The organism is Paraflavisolibacter caeni (genome assembly GCF_025628885.1).
Taxonomy (GTDB): Bacteria; Bacteroidota; Bacteroidia; order Chitinophagales; family Chitinophagaceae; genus Flavisolibacter; species Flavisolibacter caeni.
Genome location: NZ_JAOTIF010000002.1, coordinates 365,427 through 382,243, shown reverse-complemented (window position 1 = coordinate 382,243; position 16,817 = coordinate 365,427). Strand labels below are relative to the sequence as shown.

Sequence of the window (16,817 nt, the reverse complement as noted above, 5' to 3'; positions counted from 1 at the left end):
AGCTTATCATACTTTGAAACTTGATTACACTTCTATGAACAGATTCTTCGAAAGATTAGTTTTAAGTGGCATTACCTTGCTTTCATTTACCCTTATTGCAAGTGCACAAGTAAGCACTGTGGAATATGGGAAAAACAGGGTGCAATATCAAAAATTCTCATGGAAATATTATCAGACAGACAACTTCAACACTTATTTCAGCCAGGATGGTCTTGAAATCGGGAAATACGTGGCGCAAATTGCCGAAAGGGAACTGCCCAGCATAGAAGAATTTGTTGAATATGGTATGCAACGCCGTGCAAACGTAGTGGTGTACAACAATTTTGACGAATTACAGCAATCAAATATCGGCCTTGGTATTGACTGGCAAAATACCGGTGGTGTTACCAAACTGGTGAACAACAAGATGTTGGTCTATTTTGATGCCAACCACAACAACCTGCGCCGCCAGGTGCGCCAGGGCATTGCACAGGTCTTAGTACAAAACATTTTGTTTGGTGACGACCTGGGTGAAATGGCTGCCAATCAAACTTTGCTGGACCTGCCTGCATGGCTGACAGATGGTTATATAGATTATGTTGCCGAACCATGGAATACCGATTTGGACGACCAGTTGAAGAACGCCATGCTGAGCGCCGAGTATAAAACATTCTACCAGTTCGCATTTAAAAAACCTCTTTTGGCAGGCCATGCTTTCTGGTATTATTTCGGAAACAAATATGGTAAAAGCAAAACAACCTACCTGTTGTACCTCGCCCGCATTTACCGCAATCTGAATAGTGCTTCAGAAAGAATCGCCAAAAAGAAGTTCAAGGATATACTGCAGGAATTTATGACGGAGATGCCGGAAATGTACTACAAAGATGTCCGCGGCCGCAGGCTGGTTCCTAAAGGACAATTGTCTGTGACAGAAGAGATCCGTAAGAAAGATTTTATCCGCTTCAATGCCAATCCCCAGCCCCGTAGCTTTACTTATGCCGTGGTAGAATTCAAAGAGGGTAAATACCAGGTGGTGATCAACGAAAACTTTGTTAACCGTAAAGTGATCCTGAAGACTGGTGCCCGCAGCCGCGAGGATGAAGTGAATCCTAACTATCCGATCCTGGCTTGGGATCCCAAGGGTACCCGCCTGACAGTAGTTTACACTGAACAAGGCAAGATTAAAATGTTTGTTTATGATGCGGTAGCCCGTGTCAAGTTTAACAAGCAGGAGTTGCACCAGTTTGACCAGATTCAGGATGTAAAGTATATGCTGAACTCGAATACGTTGCTGATCAGTGCCGTAAAAAGCGGTCAGACAGACATATTCGTTTACAACATCGAGAAACAAACGGTCGAACAGATCACCAATGATGTGTACGATGACCTGGATCCATCCTTTGTTTCCTTCCCTAACAAGACAGGTATTCTGTTCTCTTCTAATCGTCCATCACCTAAGGCTGTTGATAACGATACGGCAATGCCTGCGAAACGATTCAATATCTTCCTGATTGATAACTGGAACAAATCTGATTATAAACAGGTATCCCAACTCACCAACCTGAGATTTGGCAATGCCCGTTATCCATCGCAATACAATACGTACCATTTTACATTTGTCAATGATGAGAACGGTATCAACAACCGTTATGCAGGCTTCTTCAGCACGGCAAGAGCTGGCCTGGATACATTGGTATACATTGGCGATGAAATATTAAGAAATCCTACAGAGCCGGAAGTGGACAGCCTCCTGAAAGAATGGAATAAAACGGATATTGACTCTGTTGGTATGGTATCGGTGACTACGGATTCAGCTTATGTATTTCCGCTTACAAACTACCAAAGTGGGCTTCGGGAAACACGCACTGCCGGTGACAACTCCCAGGTCAGTGAGGTAACGCAGCAAGGTAATTATAAGTTCCTGTATCGCCTGCGTGTAGACGAAAGCACTTTACGTCGTCGCAATGTAACGGCTAAGCCAACAGAATTCATGAAAAAGCTTAGGGAACATGAACGACTGACGACAACCCAAGCTGCCGAAATACCGGCCCCCCAGCCAGGTGATACATCAAGGGCCCAGGATATTTTCCAAACAGAGTTTGGCAATGAAACGAAAGACACCAACATTAACGTTGGAAAAGTTTTTGAAACAACAGAATTGCCGGGAGAGGCAGGCGTATTGAAAAAAGCAAAGCTTTTTGAATACCGCCCGCCTAAATTCTTCAACGATTATGTGGTAGCCGGATTGAACAATACGGTTTTTGTATTCAATAAATACCAGCCTTACCAGGGAGGCCAGGGTCCAATCGATCCATCGAATGGCGACGACCTGAGTGGTTTGATCCGCATGGGAACAGTTGATCTTTTTGAAGACATCAAAATTTCCGGTGGCTTCAGGCTGGCAACCAACCTGAAGGACAATGACATCCTGTTTGAATTTACCAACCTGCGCAAAAGGCTCGATTGGGGCTTCACCTTTTACCGTAGTAATGTAGAAGTTGCTTTAGGCATCAAGAATAATAAATACATCACGTTCCCTGACAACACTACCAACATTATCTATCCCGGCAAGCAGTATTCCAATTATTACCTTGGCCGTATGCGGTACGCAATCGACAAGGTCCGTAGTTTTCGGGCCACTGTTGGTCCCCGGTTCGACCGCTTTGTCATTAGCGGTGTAGACAGGGAATCTTTGAGCGTCAAGGACTCGACCAACACCTTTGCACAGTTTTCATTAGAGTATGTACATGACAATACCACCAATCCGGCTTTAAACATCTGGCATGGCTTGCGATGGAAAGCTTATGTTGACTGGTTCACGCAAATGAGCCATGTACAGAATACAGAGGGACGCTTCATGTTCAATGCCGGTTTTGACGCCCGCCATTATCTGCCAATTTATCGCAACATCATCTGGGCGGTTCGTGGTTCAGCAGATTTTTCGTGGGGCAACCAGAAAGTGATCTACTACCTTGGTGGTGTTGATGGCTGGCTGAAGTTTGGTAATAATGCAAAAGAGGATGGTAACCGCAACATAACTGGCTTCCGCTACTTTGACCCTACCAACCGTCCTGATCCTGATAACAATTACGCATACCAGGCACTTGCCATAAATCTGAGAGGCTACAAGCAGAATGTTGCCAATGGTAATAACAATGTTGTGATCAACAGCGAAGTAAGAATGCCGGTATTCAGCACCTTGCTGAACAAGCCATTGAACAATGCTTTCCTGCGCAATTTGCAGCTGGTGCAATTTGTAGACTTGGGGACTGCCTGGAACGGAAACTACGATAAGATTGAGCGTCCATCAGTACCTTATGGCGATGGTCCGGTTATTGTGCGCCTGAAGTCCGGAGGTGTTGGGCCTTTAGCCGGCGGTTATGGCTTTGGAGCCCGCAGCACTCTTCTTGGCTATTTCTTACGCCTTGACTGTGCATGGCAAATGGATGGTGTCTTCAAAGGAAAGCCTCAATGGTATTTTGCAATGGGATTAGACTTTTAGAAATGACGGATCAGTTAAAGACCTACTAACCCAGTATATAGAAAGAGATGCTTAAGGGCATCTCTTTTTGTTTACATTCATCTTATAATGCTACTACATGAAACAATTATTTCTAACTACCCTGGCTTTCCTGGTTTTTGCTTCTGGCTTTGCACAAACAACACCTGAACCAGCCTCTATAGTATTAGCGTCAGCCAAAGAGCAGGCAGGCAGAGAAAAGAAAAACATTATCCTGATATTCCATGCCTCCTGGTGTGGCTGGTGTCATAAAATGGATTCCTCGCTAAATGATCCCAAAGTGAAAAAGTATTTCCAGGATAATTATGTCTTCAGACACCTGGTCGTCAATGAATTTAAAGACAAGAAAAAGCTGGAAAATCCCGGGGCGCAGGAAATGATGGAGCAGTTTGGTGGCACGTCAACAGAAGGTATTCCCTATTGGGCCGTACTAGATGCCAAAGGAAATCTTCTCGCCGACTCTCGTATAGATAGCCAGCCAGGTAAGAATTCAGGATGCCCGGCAAAAAAGGAAGAAGTGGATTATTTTATCAAGGTGCTGCAAAAGACCTCAAAGCTGGACGCAAATGCCTTAGATGTTATCGGGAAGAGGTTTAGGGAGAATGAATTGTAAACAGTCTTGTTTTATTCGTCCAGTAATATTATCGTCTGTTCTTCACGCCTAACTGCTCATACTAAATATATTAAAATGAATACGCTACTAAGATATGTCCATAGAATTGACAATAGAACGTGAACTCTTGTCTCAAATGTCTTTCCTTTCCACAGTAATGATGAGTACCCGAAGAATTGAATAAACAGCCTGGTCGTCCAAAAAATGCCAAGCCCCAATGAAATTCTTTTGCCAAAATCCGTTGTTGACAGTTCCGTTGATGAAGTCAGGCAAAGTAGTCCCATAAGGAAAACAATAAGAGCGATAAAGAAAGTATGCACATACATCATCTGCCTGTTGATGTGGCTCACCAAATTTAATTCAACCTTCCATTTAAAGTATCTTGGAAAAATCACATGAAGTAGTGCCAAAAGAATGAGAAGCACACCGGTTATTTTAAGATGCAGAACCATTTTTTTCAAGAATAAAGGTTGATATGAATGGAGTAATTTTAATCTCTTTTGCAACTTGAAGCCTTGATGAATGAAAGGTTTTATGCCAGGTTGCTTTAGAGTGGAAATGAAAAAAGCCAATGTTGTAAGCAAGAAAGTTAGCGGTGTCCCTTAAATGCTCTGTTACAATAATTTGTCCGGATGCCTTTAAGACCCTTTGTAGCTCATTAAAGAAAGCTATTCTTTCTTTTTCATTCCGGATTTCATGTGCAGATAGAATTGCAAAAATCTTATCTGCAGAACTGTCTTCTATTGGTAAATGTTTCGTACTTATTCGAAATGTATTCGGAAATGGCGGATAAGCTTTTCTTGCTCGTTTGATTGAAAGCTCGGTATGCTTTTCCGGGTCATAAAAGTCAGCCACCAGTAATTCGGAATTTTCAAACTTTCGCTTAAGCAAGCTACTTGTCTCATCAAAACCAGCATTGATGTTGATAATTGTTTCCTTGCCACCTTGTTTTAGATTGCTTAACCATGTAAGTGTATATAATTTGGAGAAATCGTAGATATACAAGGAAACAATTAATGTAATCAATGTTGAACTAATGATAAGGAGCGCCAGAATATTTGCTGCAACCTTAAAGGACTGGTTGAAGCTTTTTTGCAGTAAAAGAATAAATAAAACTAAGAAAATTGACAATATATAATAGTGCCAATTGAAGCGGATGATATTCCATACTCCTTGGAATGGTTTTCTTACGCTATCCATTGTTCAAGTTTTCCTTTTTTCCAGTAGTAGGGTATATCTTTTATAATGAAAGCATTCGCCAATTTGATATCATGCATATTTAAATTATCTAAAAAAGAAAAACGGTAATCAATAACTCTAACCGGGCTAGGTACCCAATTTTCTCTTACACCTTCAATTATTAAAACTTTCTTAGTATCAGGGTTAAAGGTAAAAGTAAAAGGCAATGGCCCTGCAAACCTTCTTGCTTCTTTCCAGTCAGAGAAAGGTGAGCCGTCGGGGAGGGAAATATCTTCGTTTTGGGTGGTGTCAATTAGAATTTTAAAATCTGAATTATTGGAATGGATTTGTAAAGTACCAGAATGCTTTGTTTGATGAATATCGGTGGTTGTATACTTATAATGCGTGAAAATATTTCCAAAGAATTCCATTTTCTTTTTGTCCGTCTCGGATTTAAGAATATAGAGTCCTCTTAACCGCTTGCCTGCATTGTTCACATACTTTACAAACACACGATAGCCGATAAGAAAAAAATCGTTACCCAAAATCTTAGGAAAGCCTTTGGGTCTTAAGTTTTTTGTCTGAACCATCGCTACAGCAATGAAAGCCCATTGATCTTTGAAAGTATCTAATTCCAGGCAAGGAGGAATAATATCTTGAAACTGGCATTTGGGAATTGCAAATGTCAAAACTATAGAACTTTCAAAAAAAGCCTCAACAGCAAAAGGATGGTTTTTCAGATTTAAAAACATATTACGTCTGTAAAGCAATTTTCTTATTGAGATGATACTCGTTGTAGTAGATTAAAAGTATAAAAAGTAAGGCAAAAACAGCATTGCCCTTACCCCAAAGCAACAGGTCAGGTACAAGAATGAACTCAAATATGTTCATAGTCAAAATAACAAGTATTTGAGTTATTACGTTGACTCGTTTCCAAATACCGCTTAATATCCAAACTGCCATTGCAATCTCTGAATACCCAATTAAAAGAGTGAGCAGTCGTGCATGGCCGTCACCTAAAATTCTTGCAACGATATCCTGGTGTCTTGGGACTAGGTTCAACACTTTACAAAAAAGTCCGTTGATGAGCCAAACAGCTGCAATGAAGCAATTTAGAAGATGATATTTTCTTGTGTCTGTCATTATAAAACCTGGATGATACCAAGTGTAAAGTTTTTTAGGACAACGAGACAGGATTTTCACTTTTATCTGGTAAAAAAGATTATGAAAACATCAACAAATTACTCAATATTCTGAGTAATTTTACTCACTATATTGAGTAATTTGTAAACCATGTACGAACGACCTCATTTACAGCCCCTTATAAATAGAATTAAAGAAACTAGAAGATTCATCCAGGTACTTATGGGCCCGCGGCAGGTCGGAAAAACCACCTTGGTGACTCAACTGATGGAGCGTCTGACTATTCCCGTTCACTTTGCTTCTGCCGATGCCGTAGCTGTTTCTAATACCGCTTGGCTGGAACAGCAATGGGAAACAGCACGGGTCAAAATGGATACACAGCAAGCTACAGAATCTTTATTGGTAGTTGATGAAATACAGAAGATCAACAACTGGAGCGAAACGGTTAAACTATTATGGGACACCGATAGCCGTACTAAAAGAAACTTGAAAGTGATCCTATTGGGTTCTTCAAGGCTATTACTGCAACAAGGATTGACAGAATCGTTAGCCGGCCGTTTCGAAACTACTTATATGGGGCATTGGTCTTATAGGGAAATGCAGGCAGCTTTTGGTTGGGATGCAGATCAGTATGTATGGTTTGGCGGTTATCCGGGATCGGGAACTCTGATCCGAACAGAAGATCGCTGGAAAGCATACGTGCAACAGGCACTGATTGAAACCAGTATTTCGAAAGATATTCTCATGCTTACCCGCGTGGATAAACCAGCCTTAATGAAACGTCTATTTGAGTTAGGCTGCCTGTACTCAGGACAAATCCTTTCCTATACTAAAATGCTGGGACAATTACAGGATGCAGGCAATACTACTACCCTTTCACACTACCTTCAATTACTTGATACTGCAGGTTTGCTTGGAGGCATTGAAAAATATGCAGCCGATATTATCCGCAAACGATCATCAAGTCCCAAATTCCAGGTACATAATACAGCTCTCATTAGTGCACAAAGGACTGAAGATTTTAGTGATATTAAAACCAATCCAGAGAAATGGGGAAGAATGGTCGAATCTGCTATTGGTGCCCATTTGATAAATCACTCATTAACAGAAGGCTTTACAGTTTATTATTGGCGCGACAGAGCAGACGAAGTAGATTTTGTTTTGGAACGCAAGGGTAAAATAATTGCACTCGAAGTAAAGAGCAGCGCAGCAAAACCAACTTCCGGTATGAATACATTTCAGAAGCAATTCCATCCGGGAAAGATTTTGCTGGTAGGGGGCTCCGGACTACCCTGGCAAGAATTTCTGCAAATCAACCCTGTACAGTTATTCTAGGTGGTCTTGAACGCTCTTTCGCTAACCTTTGCGCTATCATGCTCACTACAATAAGTTGCAGTGCATGATACAGCATCAATGGCAACAATAAAATACCGGTTATTGTACTGTTGGGGAATAATACTTTTGACATTACTGTACCATGTACCAACGATTTCTTTGATCCGCAAAAAGATGTTGTAATAGTATCCTCCCGGTTAAAAGAAAAGGCTTTACAAACAAGGGTAATTATAAAGTAGGCCAGGAAGAAAAGACCGAGCATACATACGCCCAATACAATCAATTCTACAACCCCGATATTGCTGAACATGTGCTGAGCAAACGACTCACAAAAGGAAGTGTAAACAATAGACAGGATAATGGTTTGGTCGAAATATTTCAGTTGCTTTTTATACCGTTTTGCCCAATGCCCCCATTTATTGTTCAACAGAAGTCCAAGTATCACCGGCACCAGCACTTGTAAGGTGAGCTTTAAAATAACATCTGACATATCTGTGCTTCCTGCTCCTCCCATAATTACCAGACTCATCCAGACAGGCGTAATGAATACACCAATGATGCTTGAAATACTGGCGTTAAATATAGCTGCCGGTATGTTGCCTTCTGCTATAGACACCATCACTACAGATGAAGATACAGTGGATGGCAGGCTTGCCAGGAAGAAAGCGCCCAGCCACAATGGGTAGGCATCAGTATGAAACAATCCTTTACAGCTCAGAACAAGTAGCGGGAATAAAATGAATGTGCTGATTTGAACCACCGCATGCAGCTTCCAGTTGCGCAAGCCAGCTTTCAGTTCAGCAAAATTTAATTTTAACCCGTAGAAAAAGAAGATCAACGATACGCCATATCCTGATAGAGAAGAGAGCGACCAGGGCCCCTCACCTGTACCACCCTGTGGAAACAGGTATGCCAGCACGATCATGCCAACCAGTAGCAGAACAAACGGATCCAAGCCAAAGCGAGCGAGCATTTGCAACACCCGTTTACCCAAAGTCACCTTTTCGCTCATATCCCTTTTTGGCGGCAAAGGTAAGCGCTCTAACGATCAGCCCTTTTTAATCATGAGGGATGACTAATAGTAAGATCATTTATAATCGTCACCCCTCTATAGTTTCAATGCAACGTTGGGTGAAGTGCTTTCCAGTTAGTAGCTCTGAATCAATACATCAGTAGGAATGCCCAATACCTGGTGCAACTGGCGGATCATTTCCAGTGTCAGCTTACGTTTCTTGTTTAGGATCTCACTTGCACGGCTTTTGAGCCCAACTATCTTGGCCAAGTCACCTTGGCTATAGCCCAACTGCTCCATACGGAACTTTATGGCTTCAATTGGGTCCGGAAAGCCAATGGGATAGCGCTCCTGCTCGTATTTGTCGATAAGAATGCCCAACACCTCCAGCTCGTCACCTTCAGGAGTTCCCGGCTTTGCATCGAAGATCATCTCTAATCTTTCCATGGCTGCCTGATAGTCTTTCTTTGTTTTTATCGGTTTAATGGTCATTGCTGTTCCCTGTTTAGATTGTTGTTGCGTCAATTTTGTCATACTGCGCATGCGTGCCCACAAATCTGATCCACACCATTCCGTATGCATAGTTGATCTTCACGATCAGTTGGAAATGATTGCCTTTGATGTTAAACACCACCCTGTTGTCCACCAGAAAAGAAGCACTCGGATAATCTCTTTTGATTTCATTAGGTCCTTTCCACTTTGCGTCTTCAGCTTCCTGGTACCATGCTTTCAGTTGCTGTTCACTGTCCGGGTGTTTGACCCAGAAGTCCCGTAGTGTCTTCTTAGCTATAACTCTCAAGCTGTCTTTTGTAACAAAGGTAGAGAAAGTTCCCGTTTTGGGAATCCATTTTTCAAAAGAGGGTTCTCAAGGCATTTCAGCCAACGACGATTCAAGGTATTTGTAAAAGGGCTGACATCTTGGTTACAAAAGCTTAGTAATCAAATACCGTTAATAAATCCATTGTTGTAAGCATCCCTTGTTTTTATTTCGCTTTTCGCAAATGAACTTGCAGCCCTACTTTGAACTGAAAGTCATTGCTACTGTAATCAGAATCAGTGTCCACTAATGCATAATGACTGTATGAAAGCAATCCTTCCAGGCCAACGATCTGGTTAAGAAAAACCACAGCACCAGCACCCAAAGACGAGGTTAATGACTTGCTGTGAACACTATTGGTATTATTTGAATTGATGTTGTACAAAAGACCTGCATCACCAAATAGGTTAACATGCTTATCTGGAGCCAGGACGTAATAGCGAAGGAATGGACCAAAACCAACGTTTCGTTGAACAATTTTCTGTTTAGACCCATCTGGATGAGTGATCTTCTCTTTTGCAATTTGTGTATGCAGACGAACACCTGCGGCTAATTTATTTATAAAGAAATAACCTGTATTCACAGCAGCATCAAGTTCACTTTCCCCATCGAATCCGGTTATCTTTGGTCTAGAGTGGGTAAAAGCAATGTTGCCGCCCACTAGCCAATTACCTTTGGTGATTTGCGCAGATGAAAATTTGAATAAAGTGGTAGCAAAGGCTAATAATAGAAGTTTTCTCATAATGAACAGTTTTGGTGATTGGGTAACTAAAGTAAAACGCAACAATTGTAAATAGAAAACAGTCAATGCTAAATATCTGTGAATATTAAGGAGTGTTTCAACAGGGTTGCTTATAACGGTTCAGCATAGCTGAGAGCGTGATATTAGTTCAATTGTTTAATCATATCCTTCCAACGTGGCTCTTTATACAATACTTTAAAAGCAGGTTGTGAAAGCAATTGCGTTTTGGTTAAATTTTGTCTGACGTATAACAGGTTCAAAAAATCCAATGCAATACTTTTATATTTTTCATCTTTATCCACTGCACCAATCTTTGAAAAAACAATAGCTGCATCAAAATTATCTGCACTGCTCATTCCACTTAAAAAAGTAGAGGCTGTATTATAGTAGTCATAAGTTTTTTGAAATTCCCTTTTTGAATAAAAATATTTTGCACTGTCCATAAGCAAGTGAACATTTATACTCTCCGCTGAATCATTTTGTCTTGCTTGTGCAGTTGTTGGTACTTTATAATTAAATCCGTAAGTAAGTGCATATATCTGCAATGGTTGTAATCCTATTTCTTTTCTTCGCTCATCCACCTTATCTTCTTCTTTAACAGGTCTGACGCCGGAGGCTTCACCATTGTTTGTCCATACTACCTGTGTTCCGTATACTTGTTTGTAATTAAGATTACATTGAACCCTGTCATATAGAAAAGCATAATTTTCCATATTAAGTTCCTTTGTTCCTTTTAGCTTTTCCATAGCAGTCAGCGCTGTTTGTTGAAACATCACATCCTGGTCTGCATGTTGAACAATAAGCCATAGATTATTCTGACCGTCTTTTCCAATCTGTGATATTTTGAGCCAACCATATTGTGAGATAATCTGTTTCGCACGTTCCAGGTTATTGAGATCTGATTGGTTGATCTGACCATTTATAATTGCTAATAGATTATCATTATTGGTTTGCACCCGCTTGTATCTTAATTGCTGGTCTTTAAGTGCCATTAAATTGATTTCTTTTCTCAACGAAGGCAATTGTAAAGTTTTCCCATATTGCTGTTCTTTGGTAAGCGCTTCCTGTTCTATTGCTTTCCATTTATCCTGTTCTGTTTTTCGCAGGTAATCAAAATAGGGGTCAAACGCAAGCCGATCAGCTTCTGTCCAGCCGGATTTTAAAGCTATTTGCAGGTAAATTAATGCCCTGTCTGCATTACTGTCCAATGAATACATACCTGCTGCTTTATAAGCGGTCAAAGCATCGGGGTTTTGCAGTTTAAAAGCTTGTTCATAACACTCAATTGCGCTTTTATAATTTTCCTGCAAGTGAAATAAACTTGCTTTTCCAATTAAAGTTTGATAGACGCTATCTGATTGTGCATTAGTGCTAAAGAAAAGAAGAAGGCAACAGCAGAAAATAGAAAGTTTTTTCATTTAAAGCGTCTTGGCAAATGGCATACGTTCAGGTATTGCCGAAGGCAGGACATTTTATAATATCCAGCCTGGAACCGAAGATAAATAGAATAACTGAAGCTGAATATACTCCAATTGACGCAGCTAAGCAAGTCAAGCCCGGATGAAACTACGTCCAACCCGGAACTTTTGCTGTGCGCCCGTTATGGACTATCGCTGTCCAGAAAGTTTTAGGCTTTGTTGAACCACAAATCCACTTCCCAGACAAACTCTTTATAAAAGCTACCTTAATGGCTGTTTATTTCATTGTAATTCATATTTGGAAAAACAAAACTCCCGATTTCTAAAAATGAAGTATTCTCAACGATAAATGCAGCCAGAATTGCAGTTTTGTGCTTAAATTAGCTGCCCCAGCTTGCTTTTTATTGCAAAAGTTTTACATTAAAAAAAGCAAAATGGGTTTTATCTCTATTTTGGGGTAATTATTAAACAGGCTTTCTGCCTTTGAAAAAGAAGAATGAGTGTTTAATGACCCTCTTTCTTTTACATAGGCCTGGTATGCGATAAATTGAATAACATGACTGTATTGTTTGTCTTTGCTATTCATTTGTTGACAACAGGCTGTTAATTTGAGGAAATAAATGACTACAATTCTCAAGGAATCCAATGTGGCTTCACTGCTTAGTGAAACGCAACAACCAGCCCCGATTGATTTACGGTTAAATGATTTTTTGCAAAGCGAATTTGGCGAAAGCATTGCCATGCCATCGCTTATTGATTTGGTGAAGCCCGGACAGGCCAGGCTACTATCGTTACCCATGGATAAAAACGAGTACATTGGCAAATATGTCAGTTCTTACCGCGTAATGCAGGGCGTACTGCACAACCCCCGGTCGGACCGTCGCACCACCAAGGGTAGCTTCCATGTATGCGAAGAAGGGATGGCAATTGCCGATGATAAGTTGAAAGTGCCGAAAAACACCTTCGGAAAAATGCTGGCGGCAGCATTTGAACTGGATATGGCATCAGGCGAACTGCCTTATAATGGAGTGGCATCGTTTGTAGGACTTGTACTGCACCCCCTGGTGAAACCCGAAATTCCCGGTTTGCAGAAAGAAATGCGCTCCGAAGTACGCTTTGTAGTACCCGGAGGCTTGGTGTCGAACCTGGATTTCGTAGAGAATATTTTTGGCAACCCCGGCGATACCCGCCTGCCCGGGAATGATATTTTGTATAAAGTAGGCTCCTTCACCGGTGTAACCGGCATGGTAGTATTGGCTCCACAACTAATGGATAAAACCAAAAAAGAACTGGGACTGCCACATATTTCCGAAGCTACTGATCAGCAAAAGGAGCAGGGCATGTGCTGGAGCAACGAGGCCGATCTTTATAACGACGGAGAAGCGTTCAAATGTACTCATCGTACCAAAGAAGGATGGGTGATTACCCTGATTGCAGATAACTATTATGGCTATTGCAAAAAAGAAGTAAAAACACAGATCAGTTTTGCAACTAACTTGCTGGGTAATGCCGAAGAAGAGCATGCCGGCGGCGCCATGGTATATCCCTCCTATAATTTAGGAGAATACTTTACCGAAGACAGTCGTATTAATAAAAACAATAGTTATTCCTACGAATGGGTATTGGAAAACTATGCCAACCAGTTTGAAGCGCAACCGAAAGGCTATGCGGTTCACAAAAAATACAAAGATGTATTACTGATTCGGGAAGACACTTGCATAGATGTGTTGGCGCTTTCCGTGTCCTGGACATTGAATGGAGAAAAGCAAAGCATAGCGTTGCAAAAAAATGTCACCTATCTGCATCCATCCGGCTATAAAATTGAATTACATAAGCACCGTATCACCAAATCATGGTACCTGAGAGGCACCGTGGCCGAAGGTGTTTTTTTGCATAAGCCCTCAACGGTTTCTGGTGGTGGTAAATCCGAAATTTCAAAATCCATCCAGGATCTGATTCTCAGTGAGAACTTCTACGTCAATAACCTGGAAGCCGAGCTGGATGCCGCAGAAGTCATTATCCATAAATATTATGGCGATCGCTATCTTGATGCAGCCCTCAATCATACCGAAAAAGCGAGCCGCCCCATGATGAGCAAGCAAAGAAGCATGGGTTCTGTGATCCGCATGCTGAACCCGCACCCTACCTATACTCCAGAGTATAACAAATGGGTAAGCGAAATTCCTTCGGAGATCAAGAGCCTGGTACTTTGCATTAAACGCCTGCACCAGTCGAGCTGGGGCGATGACTGGCGTTCTTATTTCAGTGTAGATATACTGGATAACGAACCTGGCCACCAATTGAAATACAAAGGGCTGAAAGTAACCACCCGTTATTTAAGAATAGGACTGAATAATGATGGTAGTTGGAGAACTTTCCGCCTGCGCCAGGATTTTATGCCTGCCACCAAAATTCAAACGGAGGACGATATCTCCGTATCGTCTGTATATCCCGGCGAAGCCATTCCTTCTTTATTGCCTGAACAACAAAAGGGTTCGGTGAAAATTGTAGAGAACTGCGAGAATAAATTGTTTCAACGTCCTGATGAAGCCATCCATAAAGGCTTGGACCGCCAGGCGGAATCTGACTTTAGCAAAACCGGTGTATTCTTCTCCAACTATGAACCATTGCAGGCGCCCGATGCGCGCCAACTAATGGCAAATATTATCGAGTTCGAAAAGTTTACGCCCGTTATGGCCGAAACCATTGAGCGTGCAGCCGGGCTGGAAGATGATCAATATTTCGTATCTACTTCTCACCCTCGTGTTGTAGGAAAAAGTATTACCAAGAATGTGCGTTACCTGCAGGATCGCCCGGATCTTGCCGATCCCCGACCTCGCTTTATCAGCGAACTGGGTACGCGTATGTTCCGTAAAATGCTGGCGGCGCAGCCGCTGATTCATCCGGTGGATAGCCTGCTGATCGGTCGCAGAAACAACCCGCCATCGCAAGGCATTAAAATGCTGGCGGTATATGGTCCCATCCATTATCAGGAAATTCCGGAGCTGATGATGGATTGCATTGCTACCTTATCGGGTAAATCGCCTTCTACTACCGGCTTTGGTTCTGAAGGAGCCCTTACCAAAGGGCCATTCAATATGCTGCGCCCAGTGGCCGATATTAACGCTGCGCTGGTTAGCGCCGTATTGACCGGGTTACCCGGCTATTCTACTGCCTGTGGTTATATTGGACATAAATACCAGGTAGATCATGATATCAGTTATTGGGTACCCGAATTATGGTCTCGCATGAGTGCCCGCGAAAGAGATCCCAAATACCTCATCGACAGGGGCTATCTCGAAAAAGTGCCAGATGTTGATTATGGCGGCCGTCGTATACCCGCATCAAGGTTAGGGTATCGTATCAGTCGGGCTTTCATGCAACGCTTTGGAGGTCGTGTGTTTACTAGTCCCGATGGCGTGTTTCCGCTGGATATGCTGCGCCCCGAACTGCAAAACGCAAAAAACTATGCCGAAGGAGTACAATACATTGCAGAATCGCAGGCCGAGGTGGCGAAATCATGGTTTGCCGATGGTAGCATAGATGAAGCCTGCCCGCCGCTGAAAGCGCTGATCCATATTATGGTGTATGGGCATTACAACGGCAAAACACTGGCTGATGCAGATATCCGTAACATGTTTACACCGGAATATGTGTTGAATTCAGACTGGTATAAAGAAAGGCTGCAGGCATCGAAAGAGTTTGCCGTTACCGTACTGGAAATGCAACAACAGCAAATAGCAGCTTCGCAGTTGATCGATGAAAAAGAAAAAGCAACTAAACTGCAGGAATTGCAACTGCAACTGGAGCAACTGAAAAATAAAGATGTACTGGCAGGCACCATTGGCCGCAATCCAAACCTGGCTTAATTCCGGTATTATAAGCAAACTGCGTTGGTTTTTTTAACAAGCCAACGCAGTTTTTATTAGTGGATGCTACCTTTTTTGAAAACAATTCCATCTTTAATAATTGTCTTGCTGGCAAGAAAGTTTTTATAATTGTCAAATGGGCTTTTGTCCCAAATAAGTAAGTCTGCTTTCTTTCCTTTTTCAATTGAACCATATTTATTGTCTAAGCCCAAAGCCGTTGCCCCGTTTATTGTTGAAATCTGTAGAATTGCAGGGATGGTAAATCCATATTCTGATAAAAGTAGTTGCTCAGAAATGAGTACCTGGAGCATAATATTTTTGCATTTCCAAACTAAAATCTTTGCCATCATTTTGAACATCCAGAACGCTATTAACTAAGGTTAAAATATGTTCATAGTTGCGCAAACCAATATCTAACGTTGAATCTATAAACATGATGTTCTGGTCAACATGCCCATAGACTTTCATTCCCAAGCTATCAGCAGTTTCAAAAGCCGCTTCAAATTCTGGTCTTCGCAGCTTCCAATACAGCTTGATATGCCTTAGACCTAACTTGTAATATTCTATTACTTTTTGTTTTGCAGCCGAAGGAGAATCCACAATAATGTGGTTAATTTAAGGTTTACGGCCTTCGTTTGAAATTAAGGCTCCGCCTACTGTGTAGATGTCTAAATAACCTGGCTGAGGATCAGCGTGCCAACTAAGTATCGGCGGCAACCATTTTTCAGACTGTCCCATAATCATTGCGGTTGTCACACCATAAGGCAAATAAGTGTCAGAAAGTCGTTTTCTGTAAAATTCCAAAGAGTCTTTTTGAAAATACTCAGGCAACGCACCATAGGCACGATAAACATCAGTTGGATGAATATGAGTATCGATAAATCCCGGGGTTACTAGTTTTCCTCTGGCGTCAATAGTTTTCGTAGCAGAATAGTTCTTTTGATTGCTTGTTACTTTAGTAATGATGCCACCTTTGATCAGAATCGTTTGGTTTAAAGAAAGCGCCCCTGTTCTGCTGTCAAACACTTTTGCGTTCTTTATGACAAGATCAAATTTCCCTGCCTGCCCAAAGGAAGTAATTGTGGCCAAAAAAGCAAGAGTAAACGTAAATAATTTCATAGTCGTGAGGTCTATCTAAAACTGCACACAACGGAGATGAGGCTTTTTGAAATAACAGCAGTCCGTGTTTC

15 protein-coding genes are annotated in these 16,817 nt (G+C 41.7%); 4 read left to right on the top strand and 11 right to left on the bottom strand.

Translation table 11 applies throughout. From position 1 onward, the window contains the following. The first annotated feature begins 34 nt into the window (after positions 1-34). The gene (locus tag OCK74_RS05715; protein ID WP_279296049.1) at positions 35-3,481 is read left to right on the top strand and encodes a hypothetical protein; all 3,447 of its coding nucleotides are present in this window, start codon (positions 35-37) and stop codon (positions 3,479-3,481) included. A gap of 97 nt (positions 3,482-3,578) precedes the next feature. After that, the gene (locus OCK74_RS05710) at positions 3,579-4,112 is read left to right on the top strand and encodes a thioredoxin family protein (protein ID WP_279296048.1); all 534 of its coding nucleotides are present in this window, start codon (positions 3,579-3,581) and stop codon (positions 4,110-4,112) included. Between the two features lie 435 nt (positions 4,113-4,547). On the opposite strand, the gene OCK74_RS05705 is transcribed toward OCK74_RS05710, so the two are convergent. The 3 genes from OCK74_RS05705 to OCK74_RS05695 are packed head-to-tail and all read right to left on the bottom strand — an operon-like array spanning position 4,548 to position 6,494. Next, positions 4,548-5,312: a methyltransferase domain-containing protein gene (locus tag OCK74_RS05705; protein WP_279296047.1), complete on the bottom strand. Its 765-nt coding sequence runs from the start codon at positions 5,310-5,312 to the stop codon at positions 4,548-4,550. After that, on the bottom strand, positions 5,300-6,043 hold the full coding sequence (locus OCK74_RS05700; RefSeq protein ID WP_279296046.1) for a DUF2071 domain-containing protein: 744 nt from the start codon (positions 6,041-6,043) through the stop codon (positions 5,300-5,302). The genes OCK74_RS05705 and OCK74_RS05700 overlap by 13 nt, the downstream gene beginning before the upstream one ends. Before the next feature lies 1 nt (position 6,044). Continuing rightward, positions 6,045-6,494: a DoxX-like family protein gene (locus OCK74_RS05695; protein WP_279296045.1), complete on the bottom strand. Its 450-nt coding sequence runs from the start codon at positions 6,492-6,494 to the stop codon at positions 6,045-6,047. Between the two features lie 90 nt (positions 6,495-6,584). Here OCK74_RS05695 and OCK74_RS05690 point away from each other — a divergent pair, with 90 nt between their 5' ends. Further along, positions 6,585-7,769 carry an ATP-binding protein gene (locus OCK74_RS05690; RefSeq protein ID WP_341483176.1) on the top strand — a complete coding sequence of 395 codons (1,185 nt, stop codon included), beginning with the start codon at positions 6,585-6,587 and terminating at the stop codon, positions 7,767-7,769. Here OCK74_RS05690 and OCK74_RS05685 read toward each other — a convergent pair. From OCK74_RS05685 to OCK74_RS05665, 5 genes are all read right to left on the bottom strand, one after another. After that, positions 7,747-8,781, bottom strand: coding sequence for a bile acid:sodium symporter family protein (locus OCK74_RS05685; RefSeq protein ID WP_279296043.1), 1,035 nt, complete (start codon positions 8,779-8,781; stop codon positions 7,747-7,749). The two genes, OCK74_RS05690 and OCK74_RS05685, sit on opposite strands and share 23 nt — an antisense overlap. A gap of 135 nt (positions 8,782-8,916) precedes the next feature. Further along, entirely contained in the window at positions 8,917-9,273 is a 357-nt protein-coding gene (locus OCK74_RS05680) for a helix-turn-helix domain-containing protein (protein WP_279296042.1), read from the bottom strand. A gap of 13 nt (positions 9,274-9,286) precedes the next feature. Then, positions 9,287-9,580 (bottom strand): type II toxin-antitoxin system HigB family toxin, encoded by a 294-nt coding sequence (locus tag OCK74_RS05675; protein WP_279296041.1) that lies wholly within the window; start codon positions 9,578-9,580, stop codon positions 9,287-9,289. 184 nt (positions 9,581-9,764) lie between these two features. After that, the gene (locus OCK74_RS05670; protein WP_279296040.1) at positions 9,765-10,340 is read right to left on the bottom strand and encodes an outer membrane beta-barrel protein; all 576 of its coding nucleotides are present in this window, start codon (positions 10,338-10,340) and stop codon (positions 9,765-9,767) included. Between the two features lie 143 nt (positions 10,341-10,483). Continuing rightward, positions 10,484-11,758, bottom strand: a complete 1,275-nt coding sequence (locus tag OCK74_RS05665) for a DUF6624 domain-containing protein (protein ID WP_279296039.1) — start codon at positions 11,756-11,758, stop codon at positions 10,484-10,486. A gap of 620 nt (positions 11,759-12,378) precedes the next feature. Between OCK74_RS05665 and OCK74_RS05660 the strand changes: the two genes are divergently transcribed. Then, positions 12,379-15,627 (top strand): PPi-type phosphoenolpyruvate carboxykinase family protein, encoded by a 3,249-nt coding sequence (locus OCK74_RS05660; RefSeq protein WP_279296038.1) that lies wholly within the window; start codon positions 12,379-12,381, stop codon positions 15,625-15,627. Between the two features lie 56 nt (positions 15,628-15,683). On the opposite strand, the gene OCK74_RS05655 is transcribed toward OCK74_RS05660, so the two are convergent. From OCK74_RS05655 to OCK74_RS05645, 3 genes are read right to left on the bottom strand one after another with little or no spacing between them, the layout of a single operon-like run. Next, positions 15,684-15,938, bottom strand: coding sequence for an amidohydrolase family protein (locus tag OCK74_RS05655; RefSeq protein WP_279296037.1), 255 nt, complete (start codon positions 15,936-15,938; stop codon positions 15,684-15,686). After that, complete coding sequence (locus OCK74_RS05650) at positions 15,916-16,227, bottom strand: hypothetical protein (protein ID WP_279296036.1); 312 nt, start codon at positions 16,225-16,227, stop codon at positions 15,916-15,918. Before OCK74_RS05650 ends, OCK74_RS05655 begins: the two co-directional genes overlap by 23 nt. Before the next feature lie 15 nt (positions 16,228-16,242). Further along, positions 16,243-16,746, bottom strand: coding sequence for an amidohydrolase family protein (locus tag OCK74_RS05645; protein ID WP_279296035.1), 504 nt, complete (start codon positions 16,744-16,746; stop codon positions 16,243-16,245). Positions 16,747-16,817: the final 71 nt, after the last annotated feature.